General features: G+C 68.6%; 18 protein-coding genes, 1 tRNA gene and 1 pseudogene. 15 read left to right on the forward strand and 5 right to left on the reverse strand.

What is annotated here, in order from left to right; genetic code table 11:
- Positions 1 to 25 precede the first annotated feature (25 nt).
- The gene (locus CJ022_RS00950; protein ID WP_101924839.1) at positions 26 to 1,945 is read left to right on the forward strand and encodes a potassium transporter Kup; all 1,920 of its coding nucleotides are present in this window, start codon (positions 26 to 28) and stop codon (positions 1,943 to 1,945) included.
- Between the two features lie 18 nt (positions 1,946 to 1,963).
- Here the strand turns inward: CJ022_RS00950 and CJ022_RS17000 are convergent, their stop codons facing one another.
- The 3 genes from CJ022_RS17000 to CJ022_RS00960 form a co-directional block, all read right to left on the reverse strand.
- A complete protein-coding gene (locus CJ022_RS17000) occupies positions 1,964 to 2,107 on the reverse strand; it encodes a hypothetical protein (RefSeq protein WP_158238324.1) in 144 nt (47 codons plus the stop codon).
- A gap of 201 nt (positions 2,108 to 2,308) precedes the next feature.
- On the reverse strand, positions 2,309 to 2,974 hold the full coding sequence (locus CJ022_RS00955; protein WP_101924840.1) for a potassium channel family protein: 666 nt from the start codon (positions 2,972 to 2,974) through the stop codon (positions 2,309 to 2,311).
- Entirely contained in the window at positions 2,967 to 4,301 is a 1,335-nt protein-coding gene (locus tag CJ022_RS00960) for a TrkH family potassium uptake protein (RefSeq protein ID WP_199171398.1), read from the reverse strand. Before CJ022_RS00960 ends, CJ022_RS00955 begins: the two co-directional genes overlap by 8 nt.
- Before the next feature lie 155 nt (positions 4,302 to 4,456).
- Between CJ022_RS00960 and CJ022_RS00965 the strand changes: the two genes are divergently transcribed.
- The 14 genes and pseudogenes from CJ022_RS00965 (at position 4,457) to CJ022_RS01030 (ending at position 16,621) form a co-directional block, all read left to right on the forward strand.
- Complete coding sequence (locus tag CJ022_RS00965) at positions 4,457 to 5,746, forward strand: diguanylate cyclase (protein ID WP_101924842.1); 1,290 nt, start codon at positions 4,457 to 4,459, stop codon at positions 5,744 to 5,746.
- Positions 5,747 to 5,903: 157 nt separating this feature from the next.
- A complete protein-coding gene (locus CJ022_RS00970) occupies positions 5,904 to 6,908 on the forward strand; it encodes an LLM class flavin-dependent oxidoreductase (RefSeq protein WP_101924843.1) in 1,005 nt (334 codons plus the stop codon).
- Between the two features lie 120 nt (positions 6,909 to 7,028).
- Positions 7,029 to 8,069 (forward strand): Holliday junction branch migration DNA helicase RuvB, encoded by a 1,041-nt coding sequence (gene ruvB, locus CJ022_RS00975; protein WP_101924844.1) that lies wholly within the window; start codon positions 7,029 to 7,031, stop codon positions 8,067 to 8,069.
- Positions 8,059 to 8,493: a tol-pal system-associated acyl-CoA thioesterase gene (gene ybgC, locus CJ022_RS00980; protein ID WP_101924845.1), complete on the forward strand. Its 435-nt coding sequence runs from the start codon at positions 8,059 to 8,061 to the stop codon at positions 8,491 to 8,493. Before ruvB ends, ybgC begins: the two co-directional genes overlap by 11 nt.
- Positions 8,494 to 8,499: 6 nt before the next feature.
- Entirely contained in the window at positions 8,500 to 9,297 is a 798-nt protein-coding gene (gene tolQ, locus CJ022_RS00985) for a protein TolQ (RefSeq protein ID WP_233198539.1), read from the forward strand.
- A 51-nt stretch (positions 9,298 to 9,348) separates the two neighbouring features.
- Positions 9,349 to 9,786, forward strand: a complete 438-nt coding sequence (locus tag CJ022_RS00990) for an ExbD/TolR family protein (RefSeq protein ID WP_101924846.1) — start codon at positions 9,349 to 9,351, stop codon at positions 9,784 to 9,786.
- A complete protein-coding gene (gene tolA, locus CJ022_RS00995) occupies positions 9,787 to 10,743 on the forward strand; it encodes a cell envelope integrity protein TolA (protein WP_101924847.1) in 957 nt (318 codons plus the stop codon). It abuts the gene before it with no gap.
- Between the two features lie 96 nt (positions 10,744 to 10,839).
- Positions 10,840 to 12,162, forward strand: coding sequence for a Tol-Pal system beta propeller repeat protein TolB (gene tolB, locus CJ022_RS01000; protein WP_101924848.1), 1,323 nt, complete (start codon positions 10,840 to 10,842; stop codon positions 12,160 to 12,162).
- Positions 12,163 to 12,232: 70 nt separating this feature from the next.
- The gene (pal, locus tag CJ022_RS01005; protein ID WP_101924849.1) at positions 12,233 to 12,745 is read left to right on the forward strand and encodes a peptidoglycan-associated lipoprotein Pal; all 513 of its coding nucleotides are present in this window, start codon (positions 12,233 to 12,235) and stop codon (positions 12,743 to 12,745) included.
- 11 nt (positions 12,746 to 12,756) lie between these two features.
- Positions 12,757 to 13,544 (forward strand): annotated as a pseudogene (gene ybgF, locus CJ022_RS01010) (tol-pal system protein YbgF).
- 4 nt (positions 13,545 to 13,548) lie between these two features.
- Positions 13,549 to 14,229: a 7-carboxy-7-deazaguanine synthase QueE gene (queE, locus tag CJ022_RS01015; protein ID WP_101924850.1), complete on the forward strand. Its 681-nt coding sequence runs from the start codon at positions 13,549 to 13,551 to the stop codon at positions 14,227 to 14,229.
- 106 nt (positions 14,230 to 14,335) lie between these two features.
- Positions 14,336 to 15,010 carry a 7-cyano-7-deazaguanine synthase QueC gene (queC, locus tag CJ022_RS01020; protein WP_101924851.1) on the forward strand — a complete coding sequence of 225 codons (675 nt, stop codon included), beginning with the start codon at positions 14,336 to 14,338 and terminating at the stop codon, positions 15,008 to 15,010.
- A gap of 64 nt (positions 15,011 to 15,074) precedes the next feature.
- Positions 15,075 to 15,150: transfer RNA gene (locus CJ022_RS01025), tRNA-Lys, on the forward strand.
- A gap of 115 nt (positions 15,151 to 15,265) precedes the next feature.
- Positions 15,266 to 16,621 (forward strand): MFS transporter, encoded by a 1,356-nt coding sequence (locus CJ022_RS01030; RefSeq protein ID WP_101924852.1) that lies wholly within the window; start codon positions 15,266 to 15,268, stop codon positions 16,619 to 16,621.
- Positions 16,622 to 16,656: 35 nt separating this feature from the next.
- Here CJ022_RS01030 and recQ read toward each other — a convergent pair whose 3' ends face one another.
- Positions 16,657 to 18,486 (reverse strand): DNA helicase RecQ, encoded by a 1,830-nt coding sequence (gene recQ, locus CJ022_RS01035; RefSeq protein ID WP_101924853.1) that lies wholly within the window; start codon positions 18,484 to 18,486, stop codon positions 16,657 to 16,659.
- Between the two features lie 285 nt (positions 18,487 to 18,771).
- The gene (locus CJ022_RS01040; RefSeq protein WP_101924854.1) at positions 18,772 to 19,344 is read right to left on the reverse strand and encodes a Dps family protein; all 573 of its coding nucleotides are present in this window, start codon (positions 19,342 to 19,344) and stop codon (positions 18,772 to 18,774) included.
- Positions 19,345 to 19,368 lie beyond the last annotated feature (24 nt).

Here is a 19,368-nt window from a genome sequence, read left to right on the forward strand (position 1 = left end):
ACCCGTCCGCAGAGACCACGTCGACATGGCAAGTTCCTCCAGTTCTCCCGGCGGCGGCGCGTCGCATGCCGCCAGCGGCCACGGCAACATCGGCCTGGCCGGGTTGATCGTGGGCGCGATCGGCGTGGTGTTCGGCGACATCGGCACCAGCCCGTTGTACACGTTGCGCGAGGCGTTCTCGCCGCATTACGGGCTGATCGCCAACCACGACACCGTGCTCGGCGTGCTGTCGATGATCTTCTGGTCGCTGATGCTGGTGGTGACGCTGAAGTACGTCACGATCATCCTGCGCGCCGACAACGACGGCGAGGGCGGCATCATGGCGCTGATGGCGCTGGCCCAGCGCTGCCTGCCGCGCGGCGCGAAATCCACGTATCTGGTCGGCCTGCTCGGCGTGTTCGGCGCGTCGCTGTTCTTCAGCGACGGCGTCATCACCCCGGCGATCTCGGTGCTGTCGGCGGTCGAGGGGCTGGAGGTCATCTCGCCGGCGCTGCACGCGTGGATCATCCCGATCACCGTGCTGGTGCTGGCGGCGCTGTTCGCGACGCAGCGTTTCGGCACCGCCAAGGTCGGCCGCATCTTCGGGCCGATCACCGTGCTGTGGTTCCTGTCGCTGGCGGTGCTGGGCATCGTCAACATCCTGCACGAGCCGGAAGTGCTGCACGCGATCAATCCCTGGTGGGCGGCGCGGTTCTTCATCGAGCACAGCTGGGGCGGCGTCTTCATCCTCGGCGCGGTGGTGCTGGCGGTGACCGGCGGCGAAGCGATCTACACCGACATGGGGCATTTCGGCGCCAAGCCGATCCGCTACGCCTGGTATTTCTTCGTGCTGCCCTCGCTGATGCTCAACTACCTGGGCCAGGGCGCGCTGGTGCTCGAGGATCCGGCGGCGATCCAGAACCCGTTCTACATCGGCGTGCCGGAATGGGCGCGCTGGCCGATGGTCGTGCTGGCGACCGCGGCGACCGTGATCGCCTCGCAGGCGGTCATCACCGGCGGCTTCTCGGTCGCGCGCCAGGCGATGCAGCTGGGCTACATCCCGCGCATGCGGGTGCGGCACACGTCCAGCGACACGATCGGCCAGATCTACATCCCCGGCATCAACTGGACGATGGCGATCGTCGTCATCGCCCTGGTGCTGACGTTCCAGACGTCGTCGGCGCTGGCCGCGGCCTACGGCATCTCGGTGTCGATGACGATGCTGATCGACACGCTGCTGCTGGCCGTCGTCGCGCGCGCGCTGTGGCCGCGCTGGCGCCGGTGGGTGCTGCCGTTGTGCGCGGTGTTCCTGGTCATCGACATCGCCTTCGTCGTCGCCAACGGCGCCAAGGTCCTGCAGGGCGCGTGGTTCCCCCTGGTGCTGGGCATCACGCTGTTCACCCTGCTGCGGACCTGGCGGCGCGGCCGGCAGCTGCTGCACGAGGAAGTGCAGCAGCACGGTATCCGCATCGACACGTTCATTCCCGGCCTGATGCTGGCGCCGCCGGTGCGCGTGCCCGGCACGGCGGTGTTCCTGACCAGCGATCGCGGCATCGTGCCGCACGCCCTGATGCACAACCTCAAGCACAACAAGGTGCTGCACGAACACAACGTGTTCCTGACGGTCGAGACGCTGACCGTGCCCTATGCGCACCGGCGGCTGAAGATCGAGCGCGTCGGCGACGGTTTCCACCGCATCGTGATCCGGTTCGGTTTCATGGAAACGCCCGACGTGCCGCTGGCGCTGATGCGCTGTGGCGACGCCGACGACGGGCCGTGCATCGACCCGATGGACACGACCTATTTCACCAGTCGCGAAACCGTCGTGGCCGCGGCGCGACCCGGCATGGCGCTGTGGCGCGAACGGCTGTTCGGACTGCTCCACCGCAATGCCGCGCCGGCGTCGGGTTTCTTCCGGATCCCGGGCAACCGGCTGGTGGAGCTGGGCACCCACGTCGAGATCTGACGCGCGGCGCGCGTCCCGTCAGCGGAGCCGGCGAACGTCACGCGGTGATCCGCGCCGTCGCATGGCCCGCTGGCGGAGCAGCGCGTCGAGCGCCAGATAGAGCCCGCCGCTGCCGGCAATGACGACGGCGATGAACACCAGATCCTTGAGCACCGGATGCATCGAACACTCCTTCAGATCGAGGCGTGTACGGTAGCGCTGCGCGGAACGCGCGTTCGCAAACTCTGCATAAAATCTTCGCGCGCGTTCGTCCAGACGCCGTGCGCCGGATGTGCACCGGGTCGGGCGACGGGCGGTGGCGCGTCGCCGTGCTGCACCCCGGTCCGCGAGGTCCGGCAGCGACCGTCACCTCGGCCGCCCGGGTCAGTCCAGCGCGGCGAACGTTTCGACCAGGGGCGTGGCGCCGGACACGATCAGGATGTCGCCCGCTTCGACGATCGTGTCGGCCCGCGCATAGGTGAAATCGGCGCGACCGCGCTTGAGGCCGACGATGGTCACGCCGTAGCGCGTCCGCAGTGCCGATTCGCTCAGCGTCTTGCCATGCGCCTCGCGTGGCGCACGCGTCTTGACGATGGCGAAGCCGTCGTCGAACTCGATGAAGTCGATCATCCGGCCCGTGACCAGATGGGCCACGCGTTCGCCCATCGCGGCTTCGGGATAGACGACGTGATGCGCGCCGGTGCGCTCGAGGATGCGTCCGTGCTTGGCACTGGTGGCCTTGGCCCAGATGTCGGGAACGCCCAGTTCCTCGAGTGCGAGGACGGTCAGCACGCTGGCCTCGAGATCGGTGCCGATCCCGACGACGGCGCGTCCGAACTCCGCGACCCCGAGCGCGCGCAGCGCGTCGGTACTGGTGCTGTCGGCCTGGGCCACGTGGGTGAATGCATCGGCGCAGCGCTGCACGGTATCGGCATCTTCGTCGATGCCGAGCACGTCGTGGCCCATACGGACGAGGGACCCGGCCACGGACATGCCGAAACGACCGAGCCCGAGCACGACGACGCCATTGGCGGAAGGATGTCTAGCCAACGATGGGGCGCTCCTCTGGATACCGGTAAGGACGGGGACGGCTGTGCAGGGCCAGCGCCGTGGCGACCGTGATCGTACCGACGCGACCGACGAACATCAGCACGATCAGCACGCCCTGCGCCGATGCCGGCAGGCCGGCGGTGATGCCGGTGGACAGGCCGACGGTGGCGAAGGCCGAGATCGCCTCGAACACCAGCACCTCGAGCGGCAGCGCGGTCAGGCGCATCAGGGCGAGCGTCGCCACGGCGAGCACCGTGACCGCGAGCAGCACGACCGTCAGCGCCTGGCGCTGGGTCTCGGGGCTGATGCGGCGGTTGAAGGCCGTCGTATCGCGCTCGCCGCGGATCTCGGCCCAGACCACGAAGCCCAGCAGGAAGAACGTCGTGAGCTTGATGCCGCCCGCCGTACCGGCGCTGCCGCCGCCGATGAACATCAGCACGTAATGGACCGCCAGCGTTTCGCTCTGCATGGCGCCGACATCGAGCGTATTGAAGCCGGCGGTCCGGGCTGACACCGAGTGGAACAGCATCGCCAGCGCCTTGCCCGGACCATCGAGCGGTCCGCCGGTGGCCGGGTTGTTCCACTCGAACAGGGCGATCATCAGCGTGCCGCCCACGATCAGCACCGCGGTGCCCAACAGGGTGATGCGGGTGTGGATCGACCAGCGCGCCCACGCCATCGGACGCTGGCGCAGCTCGTAGAGCACCGGGAATCCCACCCCGCCCAGCACGATCGCGACCATGACCGGCACGACGACGAACGGATCGGCGACGAACCGGACGAGGCTGTCGGAATAGGTGGAGAAACCGGCGTTGTTGAAGGCCGACACGGAATGGAAGAGGCCGTTCCACAGCGCGGTGCCGACCGGTTCGCCATAGCCGTCGTGCAATCGCCACGCCAGCAGCCCGGCCGTCAGCGCCTCGACGCAGACCGTGGTCAGCAGCACCAGCTTGAGGACGCCGGTGACATCGCCCAGTCCCAGGCTGTGGGTCTCGGCCTGGGCGATCAGGCGTGTCCGCAGGCCGAGGCGGCCCGCCGCCATCAGGCCGAGCAGCGTGGCGCCGCTCATGATGCCGAAGCCGCCCACCTGGAACAGGCCGAGGATGACCCACTGGCCGAACGTGGACCAGTACACCGGCGTGTCCACGACGATCAGGCCGGTGACGCAGACCGCCGATGTCGCCGTGAACAGGGCGGTCATCAGCGGTGCCGAGCCGTCGCCAACCCGGGCGCCCGGCAACATCAACAGCGCCGTGCCGATGCCGATCGCAGCGAGGAACGCCAGCGGCACGATGCGGGACGGATGCTGGATACCGATACGCGACACGCGCGGCTCCCGGGCGATGGGCGCGCATTCTCGCATGCCGCCTGCGTGCGCCCGCCGACGGAAGTCCACCGCGTGCGCCTGCGGGACCCGGGGCTCAAGTCGGCCCGCAGGCGGCCGTTATTACGAGCCGATACCTTTCGTCAGCACAGGCTCGCATGACCGTGCTCCAGCCGATCGTCCCGAGTCCGGCCCTGCCGCAGCGCGTGCTGCTGGTGGAGAACTCGCGCGCCTACGTGCAGGCGGTCGCCGAGGCGATCGAGCAGCAGCTCGAGCTTCCGGTGGTGGTCGCGTCGACCCTGGCCGAAGCGCGCGAGCTGCTCGACCGCCACGACGACTGGTTCCTCGCGCTGACCGGCCTGGTGCTGGCCGATGGCGACCGCGAGGCGGTCATCGACTGTTTCCTCGAGCGCGGCGTGCCGACGGTGGTCGTCACCGGCGTCTACGACGAGGTGCTGCGCGAGCGCATGCTGCGGCGCCGGGTCATCGACGTGGTGCTCAAGAGCACCCCCGGCAGCCTCGACTACATCGTCTGGCTGGTGAAGCGGCTGGAGCGCAACCGGCGCATCTCGGCGCTGGTGGTCGACGATTCGGCGTCCGCGCGGCTGCACACTGCGGCCCTGCTGGAGACCTTCGGCTATCGCGTGGTCGAGGCCGTCGACGGGAGCACGGCGCTGCGGGCGCTGGAATCGGATCCGACGATCCGCCTGGCGATCATCGACCAGGAGATGCCCGGCATGCAGGGCGTCGAGCTGACGCGGCGCCTGCGCGCCTTGCGCGCGCGCGACCGGGTCGCGGTGATCGGCGTCTCCGGCAACGAGGACGCGACCCTGGTCGCGCGTTTCCTCAAGAGCGGCGCCAACGATTTCCTGCGCAAACCCTATTCCCGCGAGGAATTCTTCTGCCGGGTGTCGCAGAACGTCGACCAGCTGGAACTGATCGGCAGCCTGCAGGATCTCGCGACCCGGGATTTCCTGACCGGGCTGCCCAATCGCCGCCATTTCCTCGACCAGGCCGAGCGGCTGGTCCTGCGCACGCAGGCCGCGCAGCGACCGCTGGCGATGGCGATCCTGGACGTCGACCACTTCAAGCGCATCAACGACGGCTGGGGCCACGAGGCCGGCGATCACGCCTTGCGCGCGGTCGCGACGGCGCTGTCGGTGCACGCGCGCCCGGACGACCTGGTGGCGCGCTTCGGCGGCGAAGAGTTCTGCGTGCTGGCGCCGGGCCTCGACCGCGCCGGTCAGGCGGCGTACTTCGACCAGCTGCGCCAGCGCATCGAGGACCTGAGCATGGACACGCCCAGCGGTGCGCTGCGGATGACGGTCAGCATCGGCGTGCGCACCGCGCGCGCCGGCGACGATCTGCACCGGCTGCTGGCGGAAGCGGACCGGCGGCTGTATCTCGCCAAGGCGCGCGGTCGCAACCGGGTCGTCGCGACCGGCTGAGGCAGGCGGACGCTCCGGCACGCGCGGCCACAGGCCGCGCAAGTCCGGTCGGGAGAGGCGACAACGACGGCCCGCAGATCGCGTTTCATCCCGGCAGCGCACGAGAGTGTCCCATCGGTGCGGTGGAATCCCCGCGCAGCGGCCCCATCTTCCACGCATGCCTACTTCCCCTGCGTCGCTTCCGTATTCCGTCCTCGATCTGGCCCCGGTGACCGAGGGCAGCACGGCGGCCCAGTCGTTCGCCAATTCGCTGGATCTCGCGCGCCGCGCCGAAGCCCTCGGCTACAAGCGCTACTGGCTGGCCGAACACCACAACATGCCCGGCATCGCCAGCGCCGCGACCGCGGTGCTGATCGGCCACATCGCCGGCGGCACGTCGACGATCCGGGTCGGCGCGGGCGGCGTGATGCTGCCCAACCATGCGCCGCTGCAGGTGGCCGAGCAGTTCGGCACGCTGGCCTCGCTGTATCCCGATCGCATCGATCTGGGCCTCGGCCGCGCGCCCGGGACAGATGGCGCGACGGCACGCGCCCTGCGCCGGTACTTCGACGGTGCCGATTCCTTCCCGCGCGACGTGCAGGAACTGCTGCGCTACTTCGATCCCGTGCAGCCGGGTCAGGCCGTGCAGGCGGTGCCCGGTCCCGGTCTCGACGTGCCGGTGTGGCTGCTCGGCTCGAGCCTGTTCAGTGCGCAGCTGGCCGCGGCCCTGGGCCTGCCGTTCGCGTTCGCGTCGCATTTCGCGCCGGCGATGATGGAAGAGGCCCTGGCCCGTTACCGCCACGACTTCCGCCCGTCGAAGTATCTCGACGCGCCCCACACGATGCTGCTTCTGAACGTGGTCGCGGCGGACACGCGCACCGAGGCGCGGCGCCTGTTCACCACCCAGCAGCAGAGTTTCGTGCGGCTGCGGCGCGGCGAACCCGGCCTGATCCCACCGCCGGTCGACGACATCGACGCGTACTGGACACCGCAGGAGCGGGCGATGGTCGAGCAGGCGCTGGCCTGCGCGGTGATCGGCGATCCGGCCGACATCCGCGCGGGCATCGCCGAATTCGCCGCCGCGCACCGGCCGGACGAGCTGATGCTGACCGCGAACATTTTCGACCACGCCGCGCGCCGGCACTCGTTCGCACTCGCCGCCCAGGCCTTCGCGCCCGCCTGAGGACGCGCGCCAGCCGATGTCGTCCTGACCGCTTCTCGAGGCCGGCGCAGGCAGGCCTCCCGGTTGCGCCGGGCCCTTGTCACCGCGGCGCGGGCCGGGCCGGCGTGCGATCATGCGCGGATGACCGAAGACCGCATCATCGCCCCGGCGGCGACCCGCGAAGACGATGCCATCGAGGCCAGCATCCGACCGCAGCGACTGGCCGACTACCTCGGCCAGCAGCCGGTCCGCGAGCAGCTGTCGATCTACATCGAGGCCACGCGCCGACGCGGTGAATCGCTCGACCACGTGCTGATCTTCGGACCACCCGGTCTCGGCAAGACCACGCTGAGCCACGTCATCGCCAACGAACTGGGCGTCAACCTGCGCGTGACCTCGGGGCCGGTGATCGAGAAGGCGGGCGATCTCGCGGCGCTGCTGACCAACCTGCAGCCGCACGACGTGCTCTTCATCGACGAGATCCATCGCCTGTCGCCGGTCGTGGAGGAAGTGCTGTACCCGGCGATGGAGGATTTCCAGCTCGACATCATGATCGGCGAGGGGCCGGCCGCGCGTTCGATCAAGATCGATCTGCCGCCCTTCACCCTGATCGGCGCGACCACGCGCGCGGGCCTGTTGACCGCGCCGCTGCGCGACCGCTTCGGCATCGTCCAGCGGCTGGAGTTCTACAGCGCCGAGGAACTGACGAAGATCGTGCGCCGCTCGGCGACGATCCTCGACATCGCCTGCGCGCCCGAGGGGGCGGCCGAGATCGCGAAGCGCTCACGCGGCACGCCGCGCATCGCCAACCGCCTGCTGCGCCGCGTGCGCGACTATGCCCAGGTGCGCGCCGACGGCCACATCACCCCGGAGGTGGCGAACGACGCGATGCGGATGCTCAAGGTCGATCCGGAGGGCTTCGACGAGCTCGATCGCCGCCTGCTCGCGCTGATCATCGAGAATTTCGACGGGGGTCCGGTCGGCGTGGAATCGCTGGCGGCCGCGCTCAGCGAAGAGCGCGGCACGCTCGAGGACGTCATCGAGCCCTACCTGATCCAGCAGGGCTTCCTCGCCCGCAGTGCCCGTGGCCGCATGGCGACCCACAAGGCCTACCGCCATCTGGGCCTGACGCCGAAGACGGTGCCGGCCGACCTGTTCGTGGAGGGCGGCCATGGTGGATGAGGCGGTTCGCCCCCGGTTCAGTTGGCCGACACGCGTCTATTGGGAAGATACCGACGCGGGTGGGGTGGTCTACCACGCGCAGTACGTCGCATTTCTCGAGCGCGCCCGCAGCGAATGGTTGCGCGCGCACGGGCATGGCCAGGCGACGCTGCGCGACGACCACGACACGGTGTTCGCGGTACGGGCGATGCGGATCGATTTCCGCCGGCCTGCGCGGCTCGACGACGCACTCGACGTGTCGGTGGTCCTGCGGGAATGCCGGCGCGCGAGCGCGTTGTTCGTGCAGGAGATCCGCCGCGACGGCGAGCTGCTGCTGGACGCGGAGGTGCGCGTCGCGGCGCTGTCGGCCGGCGACTTCCGGCCGCGTGGCATCCCCGACACGTTGTTCCTTCAACTCAAATCACTTGAAACATCAGCGGAGTAAGTCTGGATGAGTGTGATGCCGATACTGATGCAGTCCGCCGCGCAGGTGCAGGCGCTGCCCGACGAGTCCGCGGCTGCCGCGACCGAACTGGGCAACACCGCCGCGGCCGGCGTCGCCGCCGCGCCGGGCACCGCCGAGCTGAGCATCCTCGAGCTGATCCTGCACGCGTCGATTCCGGTGCAGCTGGTCATGCTGCTGCTGCTGTTCGCGTCGATCTCGTCGTGGGTCATCATCTTCCGCAAGAAGCGCGTGCTCGATCGCGCCGAGAAGGAAGCGGACCGGTTCGAAGAGCGGTTCTGGTCGGGCGCCGACATCGGCAAGCTCTACAGCTCGGCGACCGAGCGCAGCCGCGAGATCGAAGGCCTCGAAGCGATCTTCGAAGCCGGCTATCGCGAGTACTCGCGCCAGCGCCAGCGTCGTGGTGTCGACGCCCGTACCCATCTCGAAGGCGCGCAGCGCGGTATGCGTGTCGCCGGCGCGCGCGAGCTCGACGGGCTCGAACAGAACCTGGAATACCTCGCCAACGTCGGGTCGATCGCGCCCTACGTCGGCCTGCTCGGCACCGTGTGGGGCATCATGATCTCGTTCCACGGCCTGGCCAGCATGAAGGAGGCGACGATCGCCACCGTCGCGCCCGGCATCTCCGAAGCGCTGATCGCGACCGCGATGGGTCTGTTCGCGGCGATTCCCGCGGTATGGGCCTACAACCGCTTCGCCACCAAGGTCGAACGCGTGGCCACGCGGTTCGAAGCGTTCTCCGACGAGTTTTCCTCGATCCTCGAGCGGCAGACCAACGCCGAATGACCCCGCGCGCCCCGCGCGGGCGCCGGGCCGTCCCTCTCACCGGATCCTGTCATGTCCTCGATTTCCCTCCGCCGCAGCAAGCGGCGCAAGCTGAAGAACGAGATCAACGTCGTGCCGTACATCGACGTGATGCTGGTGCTGCTGATCATCTTCATGGTCACCACGCCGCTGATGAATCTCGGTACCGACATCACCCTGCCGGACTCGCGCGCGCTGTCGCTCGGCTCGCCGAAGGATCCGATCGTCGTCAGCGTCTACGCCGACGGCGGACTGGCGCTGATGATCGAGCGCGACAACCAGTCGATGGTCGCCGACGACCTGGTCGCGCGACTGCGCGCGATCCACAACCAGAATCCCGATGCGGCGGTGCTGGTGCGCGGTGATGCCGATGCCAGCTACCAGCGGATCATGAACGCGATCAGCCTGATCAACGACGCCGGCGTGACCAAGGTCAGCCTCATCAGCCGTCCCGAGGAAGGCGCGAACTGAATGCGTGAGTCCCGCGCCGATACCGCCCGCGCGGTGGGACTGGCCGTCCTGCTGCACGTGGTGCTGTTCGGGTTGATCTTCGTCGGCATGTGGTGGAGCGAGTCCACGACGCCGCAGTCGGCCCAGGGGTCGCCGGTCAGCGCCGACGTCATCGATCCCAACGCGCTCAGCGCGGCCGATCGCCGTGCGCTCGAGACGCGTCCCGAACCCGTCGCGGAGCCGGAGCCCGAGCCGGTGCCCGAACCCTTGCCCGAGCCCCTGGAAGAACCCGCGGCCGCGCCGCCGCAGCCGCTGCCCGAACTACGTCCCGAAGATGCGCAAGTGCCGCCACAGGCTGCGCCGCAGGAGGTGATTCCGGATCCCGAGCCGGTTGCGCAGGAGGAAGTGCGGCGCGATTCCCAGAACGAGGAAGCGCGCGAGCGCGAGCAGGAGCGCCAGCGCCGGCAGGAGCAGATCGAACTCGCCGAGCAGCAGAAGCAGGAAGAGGCCGAGCAGAAGCGGCGACTCGCGCGGCAGGAGCTCGAGAAGATCCGCGCCGAGCGCGAGCGCAACGATCGCCAAGCCAGTCTGGCCGAGCAGCGTCTGAAGCAGATCGCCGATCGCGAGGCGCGGCAGGCTTCCGAGCGCGCTGCCGCGTCGTCGGCCAGCCCGCCGCCGGGTACGCCCGATGGCGACAGCGGCCTGGCGGCGAAGTACGCCGCGGCCTTGCAGGAAGCGATCCGTCGCAGCTGGACCCGGCCGGACAACGTGCCGCTCGGCCAGAAGTGCCGGCTCTACATCACCCAGCTGCCCGGCGGCGAGGTGATGAGCGTGGAATTCGATCCTTCGTGTCCCTTCGACGCGCAGGGCCGCCGTTCGGTCGAAGCCGCGGTGCGGCGCGCGGAGCCCTTGCCGTACGCGGGTTTCGAGTCGGTCTTCAACCGGCGCCTCAATCTGAATTTCACGGCCCAGGACTGATGATTGCGGCGGTATTCATCCTGGCGGCCGGTCCAGCGTCCAAGCTGCCCCGTCCAGGACCGTGTTCCCCCTCGTCCTCTTTCAACCGGTAACCCGATGAAGTCCAACCTGATCCGCTGCCTGCTGGCCCTGTTCGCGCTGACCCTGCCGCTGCTGGCGAGCGCGCAGCAACAGGGGCTGGAAATCGATATCACCGGTGGCAGCGCTCAGGCGATGCCGATCGCCGTCGTGCCGATGCCTTACGAGGGCAGCGGTGCCGCGCCCGACACCGATGTCGCGGCGGTGATCCGCACCGACCTCGACCGGTCCGGCCAGTTCCGTGCCTTGCCCGAGAGCGACATCGTCGAGCGTCCGACCCGCGGCAGCGAGGTCCAGTACCCGACCTGGCGCGCGCTGCGCCAGGATTACCTCGTCGTCGGTCGCGTGGTCGATGCCGGCGGCGGCAGCTACCGGGTCGAGTACGAGCTTTTCGACGTCGCCAACCAGCAGCGGGTGCTGGGCCTGGCGATGACCGCGCGCGCGAACGCGATGCGCGACGTCGCCCACCAGATGGCCGACGCGATCTACGAGAAGATCACCGGCGTGCGCGGTGCGTTCTGGACCCGGATCGCCTACGTCACCCAAACCGGCGTCGGCCAGAGCGCGCGCTACGCGCTGATCGTCGCCGATTCCGACGGCTTCAATCCGCAGACCGTGGTGCGCTCCAACGAGCCGCTGCTGTCGCCGGCGTGGAGCCCGGACGGGCGTCGGCTGGCCTACGTCAGCTTCGAGCGCGGCAATTCGTCGATCTACATCCAGGACATCACCAGCGGCGGGCGTGAGCTGGTCTCCAGCTTCCGTGGCATCAACAGCGCGCCGGCGTTCTCGCCAGACGGCAACCGCCTGGCGGTGTCGCTGTCGCGCAGCGGCAATCCCGAGATCTACGTCATGGACCTGGGCAGCAAGGCGCTGACCCAGCTGACCAACCATTTCTCGATCGATACGTCGCCCTCCTGGGCGCCCGACGGCAGCAGCGTCTATTTCATCTCCGATCGAGGCGGACGGCCGCAGGTCTACCAGGTGCCGGCCGGCGGCGGCGGTGCCACCCGCGTGACCTTCGAAGGCAGCTACAACGCCGACCCGACCGTCTCGTTCGATGGCAAGAAAATCGCCGTAGCGCAAGGGTCCGGCAACGTGTACCGTATTGCACTGCTGGATCGCAGTCTGGGGTCACCGCGTTGGTCCACGCTGTCACCGGGGTCGCTCGACGAATCGCCGAGCTTCGCCCCGAATGGCGGCATGGTGCTGTACGCGGCGCGCGAGGGGCGCCGAGGTGTGTTGTATGCCGTGTCGTCCGATGGGCGCGTGCGGCAGCGCCTCGTCCTCGCAGATGGAGATGTGCGCGAGCCAGCATGGGGTCCGTTCCGGGAACAGCGCTGACGCTGCCTGCACGTCCCGTTTCACAATACTGCCTGCCCTGTTGACTCAAAAAAACCCAAGGATCGACGAGATGAATACGACCACCCGCGTGATGCTGGCTGCGCTGCTGTGCACCGCTGCCGTTGCTTGCTCCAAGAAGGTGAAAGAAGAAGCCCCGGTGGACACCGGTCCGTCGACCGGCACCGTGGCTCCGGCCCCGGCAGTCGCGGGTGCCTACACCCCGGCCGATCTGGACAGCGACGCCTGCCTGCGCCAGCGCGTGGTCTACTTCGACCTGGACCAGGATTCCCTGCGTCCGGAGTTCCAGGCGATCATGGCTTGCCACGCGAAGTACCTGCGTGACCGCAGCGCCTCGCGCATCTCGCTGGAAGGTCATGCCGACGAGCGCGGCAGCCGCGAGTACAACATGGGTCTGGGCGAGCGTCGCGGTAACGGCGTGTCCTCGGCGCTGCAGGCCAACGGTGGTTCGGCTGCACAGCTGGCCGTCGTGAGCTACGGCGAAGAGCGTACGACCTGCACCGAGACGAACGAAGATTGCTGGGCCAAGAATCGTCGCGTCGAGATCATCTACACCGCCCGCTGATGCTCGCAGCAATGCGCCATTGGCTGGTCATTCCAGTTGCGTTCGCGGCGGCCCTCGTGGCCGCCGCGCCCGCGTCTGCGCAGCGTGCGAGCCTCGCCGATCGGGTGGCCGCGCTGGAAGCGCGTTCCTCCGACAACAGCGCGAATCTCGACCTGCTGAACCAGGTCAACGAACTGCGTCGTCGCAGACCGAAGAGCTGCAGCAGCAGAACGAACAACTGAAGGCGACCGGTCGTAGCCAGTACCTGGATATCGACGGGCGTCTCAACCGGCTCGAAGGCAGCGGGGCACCCGCGGCCGAATTGCCCGACCTGAGCGGCGCACCAGCGTCCGATGCGTCCGTTGCGGATGCGACGACGCAGGAGCGACCGCCGACGATCCATGGCGATCGCAGCGCGATCGCCAACATGGCCGACGAACGTGGCGCGTACGAGCAGGCGTTCGATGCCCTGAAGAACGGCCGCTACGACGAATCGGCGCAGCTTTTCCAGGCCTTCCTGCAGCAGTATCCGCAGGGCAGCTATGCGCCCAACGCGCTGTACTGGCTGGGCGAAAGCTATTACGTCACCGAGAATTATCCGCTTGCGCGGGAGCAGTTCCAGGCGCTGATCGAGCGCTATCCCACGCACGACAAGACCCCGGGTGCCCTGCTCAAGGTCGGTCTGTCGCAGTACGGCATGCAGGACCTCGACGGTGCGGAGGCGACGCTGGCCGAGGTCGGCACGCAGTATCCGGGCACCGATGCCGCCCGGACCGCAGCAGACCGGTTGCGCGCGATCCAGCTCTCGCGCCTGCGTTGATCCGATGACCGTCGTCGTGCCAGATGCGGTCGCCGCATCGCAGGCCGACCGACTCAAACTCACCGAAGTCTTCCTGTCCCTGCAGGGCGAAGCCCGTGATGCGGGCTGGCCGACGGTTTTCGTCCGTCTGACCGGCTGTCCACTGCGCTGTGCGTACTGCGATACCGCGTACGCGTTCCATGGTGGCGACTGGTGGCAAATGGACGCGATCCTTGCCGAGGTCGCACGGCACGGCGTCCGCCATGTCTGCGTCACCGGTGGCGAACCGCTGGCCCAGAAGCGTTGTGCAGGCCTGCTGTCGCGGCTGTGCGACGCCGGCTACGCGGTGTCGCTGGAAACCTCCGGCGCCCTCGACATCTCCACGGTCGACCCGCGCGTCAGCCGCGTGCTGGACATCAAGACGCCGGACTCGCGCGAGTCGCATCGCAACCTCTGGGAGAACCTCGCGCTGCTGACCGCGCACGACCAGGTCAAGTTCGTGATCTGCTCCCGCAGCGATTACGAGTGGGCGCGCGATGTGGTCGCGACCCGTGGGCTGCCGCATCGTTGCGACGTGCTCTTCTCGCCGAGCAAAGGCGAGCTGTCGGCGCGCGAACTCGCCGACTGGATCGTCGAGGATCGCCTGCCGGTGCGCTTCCAGATGCAACTGCACAAGCTGCTGTGGAACGACGAACCGGGCAGGTAACCGCCGTGTCACGCCGCGATGCCCGGTCGCCCGACAGCGGCGACGGTATCGCGGGTGACGCGAAACGTACGCTCGCGATCACGGAGCGCCCAAACCAGGTAGTGCCATGAAGAACGCAGTGGTCCTTCTTTCCGGCGGCATGGATTCCGCCGCCGTCGTCGCCATCGCCCGCGAGCAGGGCTTCGCGGTGCACGCACTCAGCGTGCGTTACGGGCAGCGGCACACGTCGGAGCTCGATGCCGCGCAGCGCGTCGCGGCCGCGCTCGGCGTCGCGGGGCACAAGACCGTCGACGTCGATCTGCGCGCGTTCGGCGGCTCGGCCTTGACCGACGACATCGAGGTCCCCGATGCGGGCGGCGCCGGCATTCCGTCGACCTACGTCCCGGCGCGCAACACCATCATGCTGTCGCTCGCGCTCGGCTGGGCCGAGGTGCTGGGCGCGGCCGACATCTTCTGCGGCGTCAATGCCGTCGACTATTCGGGCTATCCCGACTGCCGCCCGGAGTTCATCGACGCCTTCGAGCGCCTGGCCAACCTGGCGACCAGGGCCGGCGTCGAGGGCGCCGGACTGCGGATCCACGCGCCGCTGCAACGCATGGGCAAGGCCGACATCGTGCGTGAAGGCATCCGCCTGGGCGTCGATTTCGGACTGACCGTTTCCTGCTATCGCGCCGACACGGAAGGCCGTGCCTGCGGTCGCTGCGATGCCTGCCGCCTGCGCGCGCAGGGCTTCGCCGAAGCGGGCGTCGCAGACCCCACGCGTTACGTCGACGCGGGTTGATGCGTTAGACTTCGCATTCCGCCGGTGGCGCTGCCTGCAGCCGACCACCCGCGCCGGATCTTCCGGGTCGTTAGCTCAGTCGGTAGAGCATCGGACTTTTAATCCGCTGGTCGATGGTTCGAATCCATCACGACCCACCACTCCAGACCGCTCGACACCCGCACGCCTGCCTGGGTCATCCGCGCGTTACGCCGATCGCCGCTGCGCGGCAGGGGCCGTCCTATACTGCCGGGCCATCTTCGACCCGGGCGCGCCATGACTTCGTCGGCGATCTCCACGACAAGGGGTGCCGCGGGCCTGCGCCGCTCGGTCTCCAACACGCTGAAGGGCTCGGCCGGCAATCTGGTCGAGTGGTACGACGTCTACGTCTATTCGGTGTTCGCGGTCTATTTCGAGTCGCAGTTCTTCTCGCCCGACGACAAGAACGCCACGCTGTACGTGTGGGGCATCTTCGCGATGACCTTCATGATGCGGCCGATCGGAGCCTGGTACTTCGGGCGTTTCGCCGACCGTTTCGGGCGCCGGCTCGCGCTGACGGTGTCGGTCACGATGATGGCGGCCTGCTCGTTCGTCATCGCGATCACGCCGACGGTCGCGACGATCGGCATCGCCGCGCCGATCATCCTGCTGCTCGCGCGACTGGTGCAGGGCTTCGCCACCGGCGGGGAGTACGGCACGAGCGCGACCTACATGTCGGAGGCCGCGCTGCCCGGCCGACGCGGCTTCCTGTCGTCGTTCCACTACGTCACCCTGGTCGGCGGCCATGTGCTGGCGCAGCTGACGCTGCTGCTGATGCTGCAGTTCCTGGAGATTCCGCAGATTTCCGAATGGGGCTGGCGCGTGGCATTCGGCATCGGCGGCATCGCCGCGATCGTGGTCTTCTGGCTGCGGCGTTCGATGGACGAGTCGCTCGAGTCGAGTTCGATCGACGCGGCCAGGCGCGGCGATGCGCAGGCGTCGGGGTCGCTGCACGAGCTGTTCGTGCACCAGTGGCGGCCGCTGCTGCTGTGCTTCCTGATCACCGCCGGCGGCACCGTCGCGTTCTACACGTATTCGGTCAACGGCCCGAAGATGATCCAGACCGCGTTCGCCGGCGGCGACGTCATGACCGGCACGCTGATCAACCTGGCATTGCTGACCTTCCTGATGGTGCTGCAGCCGATCGGCGGCTGGCTTTCGGACAGCGTCGGGCGCAAGAGCCTGCTGGTGTTCTTCGGCATCGGCGGCCTGCTCTACACCTGGTATCTGGTGACCGCGTTGCCGCGGCAGACCGATGCGTGGTCGGCGTTCCTGATCCTCGGGATCGGCTTCGTGATCCTGACCGGCTACACCTCGATCAACGCGGTGGTGAAGGCCGAACTGTTTCCCACCCATGTGCGCGCACTGGGCGTCGGCCTGGGCTACGCGCTGGCGAACTCCGCTTTCGGCGGCACCGCGCCGGTGCTCTACCAGGCGGCGCTCGCTGCCGACCGGGTGCCGGCATTCGCCGCCTATGCGACGTCGATCATCGCGGTCTCGCTGGTGGTCTACGTGTTCTTCCTGAAGAACAAGAGCGCGAACTGGCTGGACGATGCGCAGGCGATGCGTGCGCGGGAACTGCCCCGGCGCTAGTCGATTCGCGCGCGGTCCGCGCCGGCGCCGGTGGCTCAGTCCGCGTCGAGCACCGTTTCGATGACCTGGGCGCCGTAACGCTCCAGTTTGCCGGCGCCGACGCCGCCGACGCCGGCGAGCTGGGTGAGCGTCGTCGGGCGCAGGCGGGTGATCTCGCGCAGCGTCGCGTCGTGGAAGATCACGTAGGCCGGCACGTTCTGCTCGCGCGCCAGGCGGCCGCGCAGCGCGCGCAGCGCGTCGAACAGAGGGCGGTCTTCCATCGGCAGTTCGGCCTCCGGCGACGCGGACCGCGTCGTGCGGCTGCGCTCGCGCGACGGTGCGATCCGGCGCAGCAGCACCTGCTGCGTGCCCTTGAGCACGGCGCGGCTCGATTCGGTCAGCCGCAGGCCGCCATAACCCTCGGCGTCGACATCCAGCAGGCCGTGCGCGACCAGCTGGCGGACGATGCCTTTCCACGTGCGCGCATCGAGATCGGTGCCCACGCCGTAGGTGCTCAACTGGTCGTGACCGAACTGGCGGATGCGCTCGCTGTCGCTGCCGCGCAGGATGTCGATGATGTGCGCCGCGCCGAAGCGCTGGCCGCTGCGATAGACGCAGCTCAGCGCTTTCTGCGCGGCGACGGTCGCGTCCCAGGCCTCGGGCGGCTGCAGGCAGTTGTCGCAGTTGCCGCAGGGCTGGCCCTCGCCCTTGCCGGCGTAGTCCTCGCCGAAGTTGGCCAGCAGCACCTGGCGGCGGCAGCGCATCGTCTCGCAATAGCCGACCAGCGCGTCGAGCTTGCGGTGTTCGAGGCGCTTGCGCTCCTCGCCCGAATCCGACTGTTCGATCATCTGCCGCAGCAGCACCAGGTCGCCGAGGCCGTAACACATCCACGCGTCGGCGGGATCGCCATCGCGGCCGCCGCGCCCGGTTTCCTGGTAGTAACCCTCGATCGATTTCGGCAGGTCGGTGTGCGCGACGAAGCGCACGTCGGGCTTGTCGATGCCCATGCCGAACGCGACCGTCGCAACCACGACGACGCCGTCGGCGCGCAGGAAACGCCGCTGGTTGGCGGCGCGCTGCTCGGCGTCCATGCCGGCGTGATAGGGAATCGCGTCGATGCCGTGGCCGGCGAGATACTCGGCGGTCTCGTCGACCTTGCGCCGCGACAGGCAGTAGACGATGCCGGCCTCGCCGCGATGGGCCTGCAGGAAATCCAGCAGCTGGCGGCGGACGTTGTCCTTCTGCACCACCGTGTAGCGGATGTTGGGGCGGTCGAAGGAACTGACGAAACGACGCGCATCGTCGAGCTGCAGGCGCTCGGCGATCTCGCGCTGGGTCGGCGGGTCCGCGGTCGCGGTCAGCGCGATACGCGGCACCTCGGGCCAGCGCTCGTGCAGGATCGTCAGCTCGCGGTACTCGCGGCGGAAATCGTGGCCCCACTGCGACACGCAATGCGCCTCGTCGATCGCGAACAGCGCGAGCGGCGCGCGATCGAGCAGCGACAGGAAGCGCGGAGTCAATAGGCGCTCGGGCGCCACGTAGAGCAGGTCGAGTTCGCCGCCGAGCAGCTCGCGTTCGACCCGCTGCGCGGTTTCGCCATCGAGCGTGGAATTGAGATACGCCGCGCGCACGCCGAGCTGCAGCAGCGCGTCGACCTGGTCCTGCATCAGCGCGATGAGCGGCGAGACCACGATCGCGACGCCGTCGCGCAGCAGCGCCGGCACCTGGTAGCACAGCGACTTGCCGCCGCCGGTGGGCATCAGCACCAGGGCGTCGTGGCCGCTGCTGACGTGTTCGACGATCGCGGCCTGCTCGCCGCGGAACGCGGCATGGCCGAAAACGCGCTGCAGGACATCGTGCGCGTGGGAAACGGGGGAACCATCCATCCGGACAAGGATACCGGGTGCGGTGGACGCGGACCGTCGGTCTGCACGGAACGGACTGTCAGGGCACGCCTGGACCGGGCATGCGCGCGGCCGGGCATTGCGCCTCCGACCGGAGCCGGGTGACCTCGATCTCACGGGCGATCGAAAGGCGCAACGCGATGCCCGCAGGTGCCCCGGGCGTGCCGTACGGAATCCGCACCTCACGCCGCCAATCGGGGGCGCCGGTTCCCTGAACGCGAACGCCCGGCACGGAGCCGGGCGTCGCGGGGCGCGCTGCGGGGGCGTTTACTGCAGCAGCGAGCGCAGCATCCAGGCGTTTTTCTCATGGGTCTGCAGACGCTGGATCAGCATGTCCTCGGTCGGGTCGTCGTCGGCATCGTCGGCTACTTCCAGCGCCTTGCGGGCGCTGCGGCAGACCGCTTCGTTGCCCAGCACCAGCTGGCGGACCATCTCGCGCCAGTCCGGCGACTTCTCCAGGCCCGGCTCTTCCTTGATCGACGACAGTTCGATGAATTCCGCATAGGAACCCGGCGCGTTGTAGCCCAGCGCGCGGATGCGCTCGGCGATCTCGTCCAGCGCGTTCCACTGCTCGGTGTACTGGCCTTCGAACATCACGTGCAGGGCGTTGAACATCGGCCCGGTGACGTTCCAGTGGAAGTTGTGCGTCTTCAGGTACAGCGTGTAGGCATCGGACAGGAACACCGACAGATGCTGGGCGACCGCCTTGCGATCCTTGTCGCTGATCCCGATATCGATCGCCGGCGCCTTCGACTGCGCGTCGGGCGATGCGACGGCCGGCGTCGCGGATTTCTGCTTGCCGTCGACGCGTGGGGTTTTGCTGGGCTTGGTCTTTGCCATGGTCCGGACTCCGGTGAGGAAGGA

This window comes from Luteimonas rhizosphaerae (genome assembly GCF_002849595.1).
Classification (GTDB): Bacteria; Pseudomonadota; Gammaproteobacteria; order Xanthomonadales; family Xanthomonadaceae; genus Luteimonas; species Luteimonas cellulosilyticus.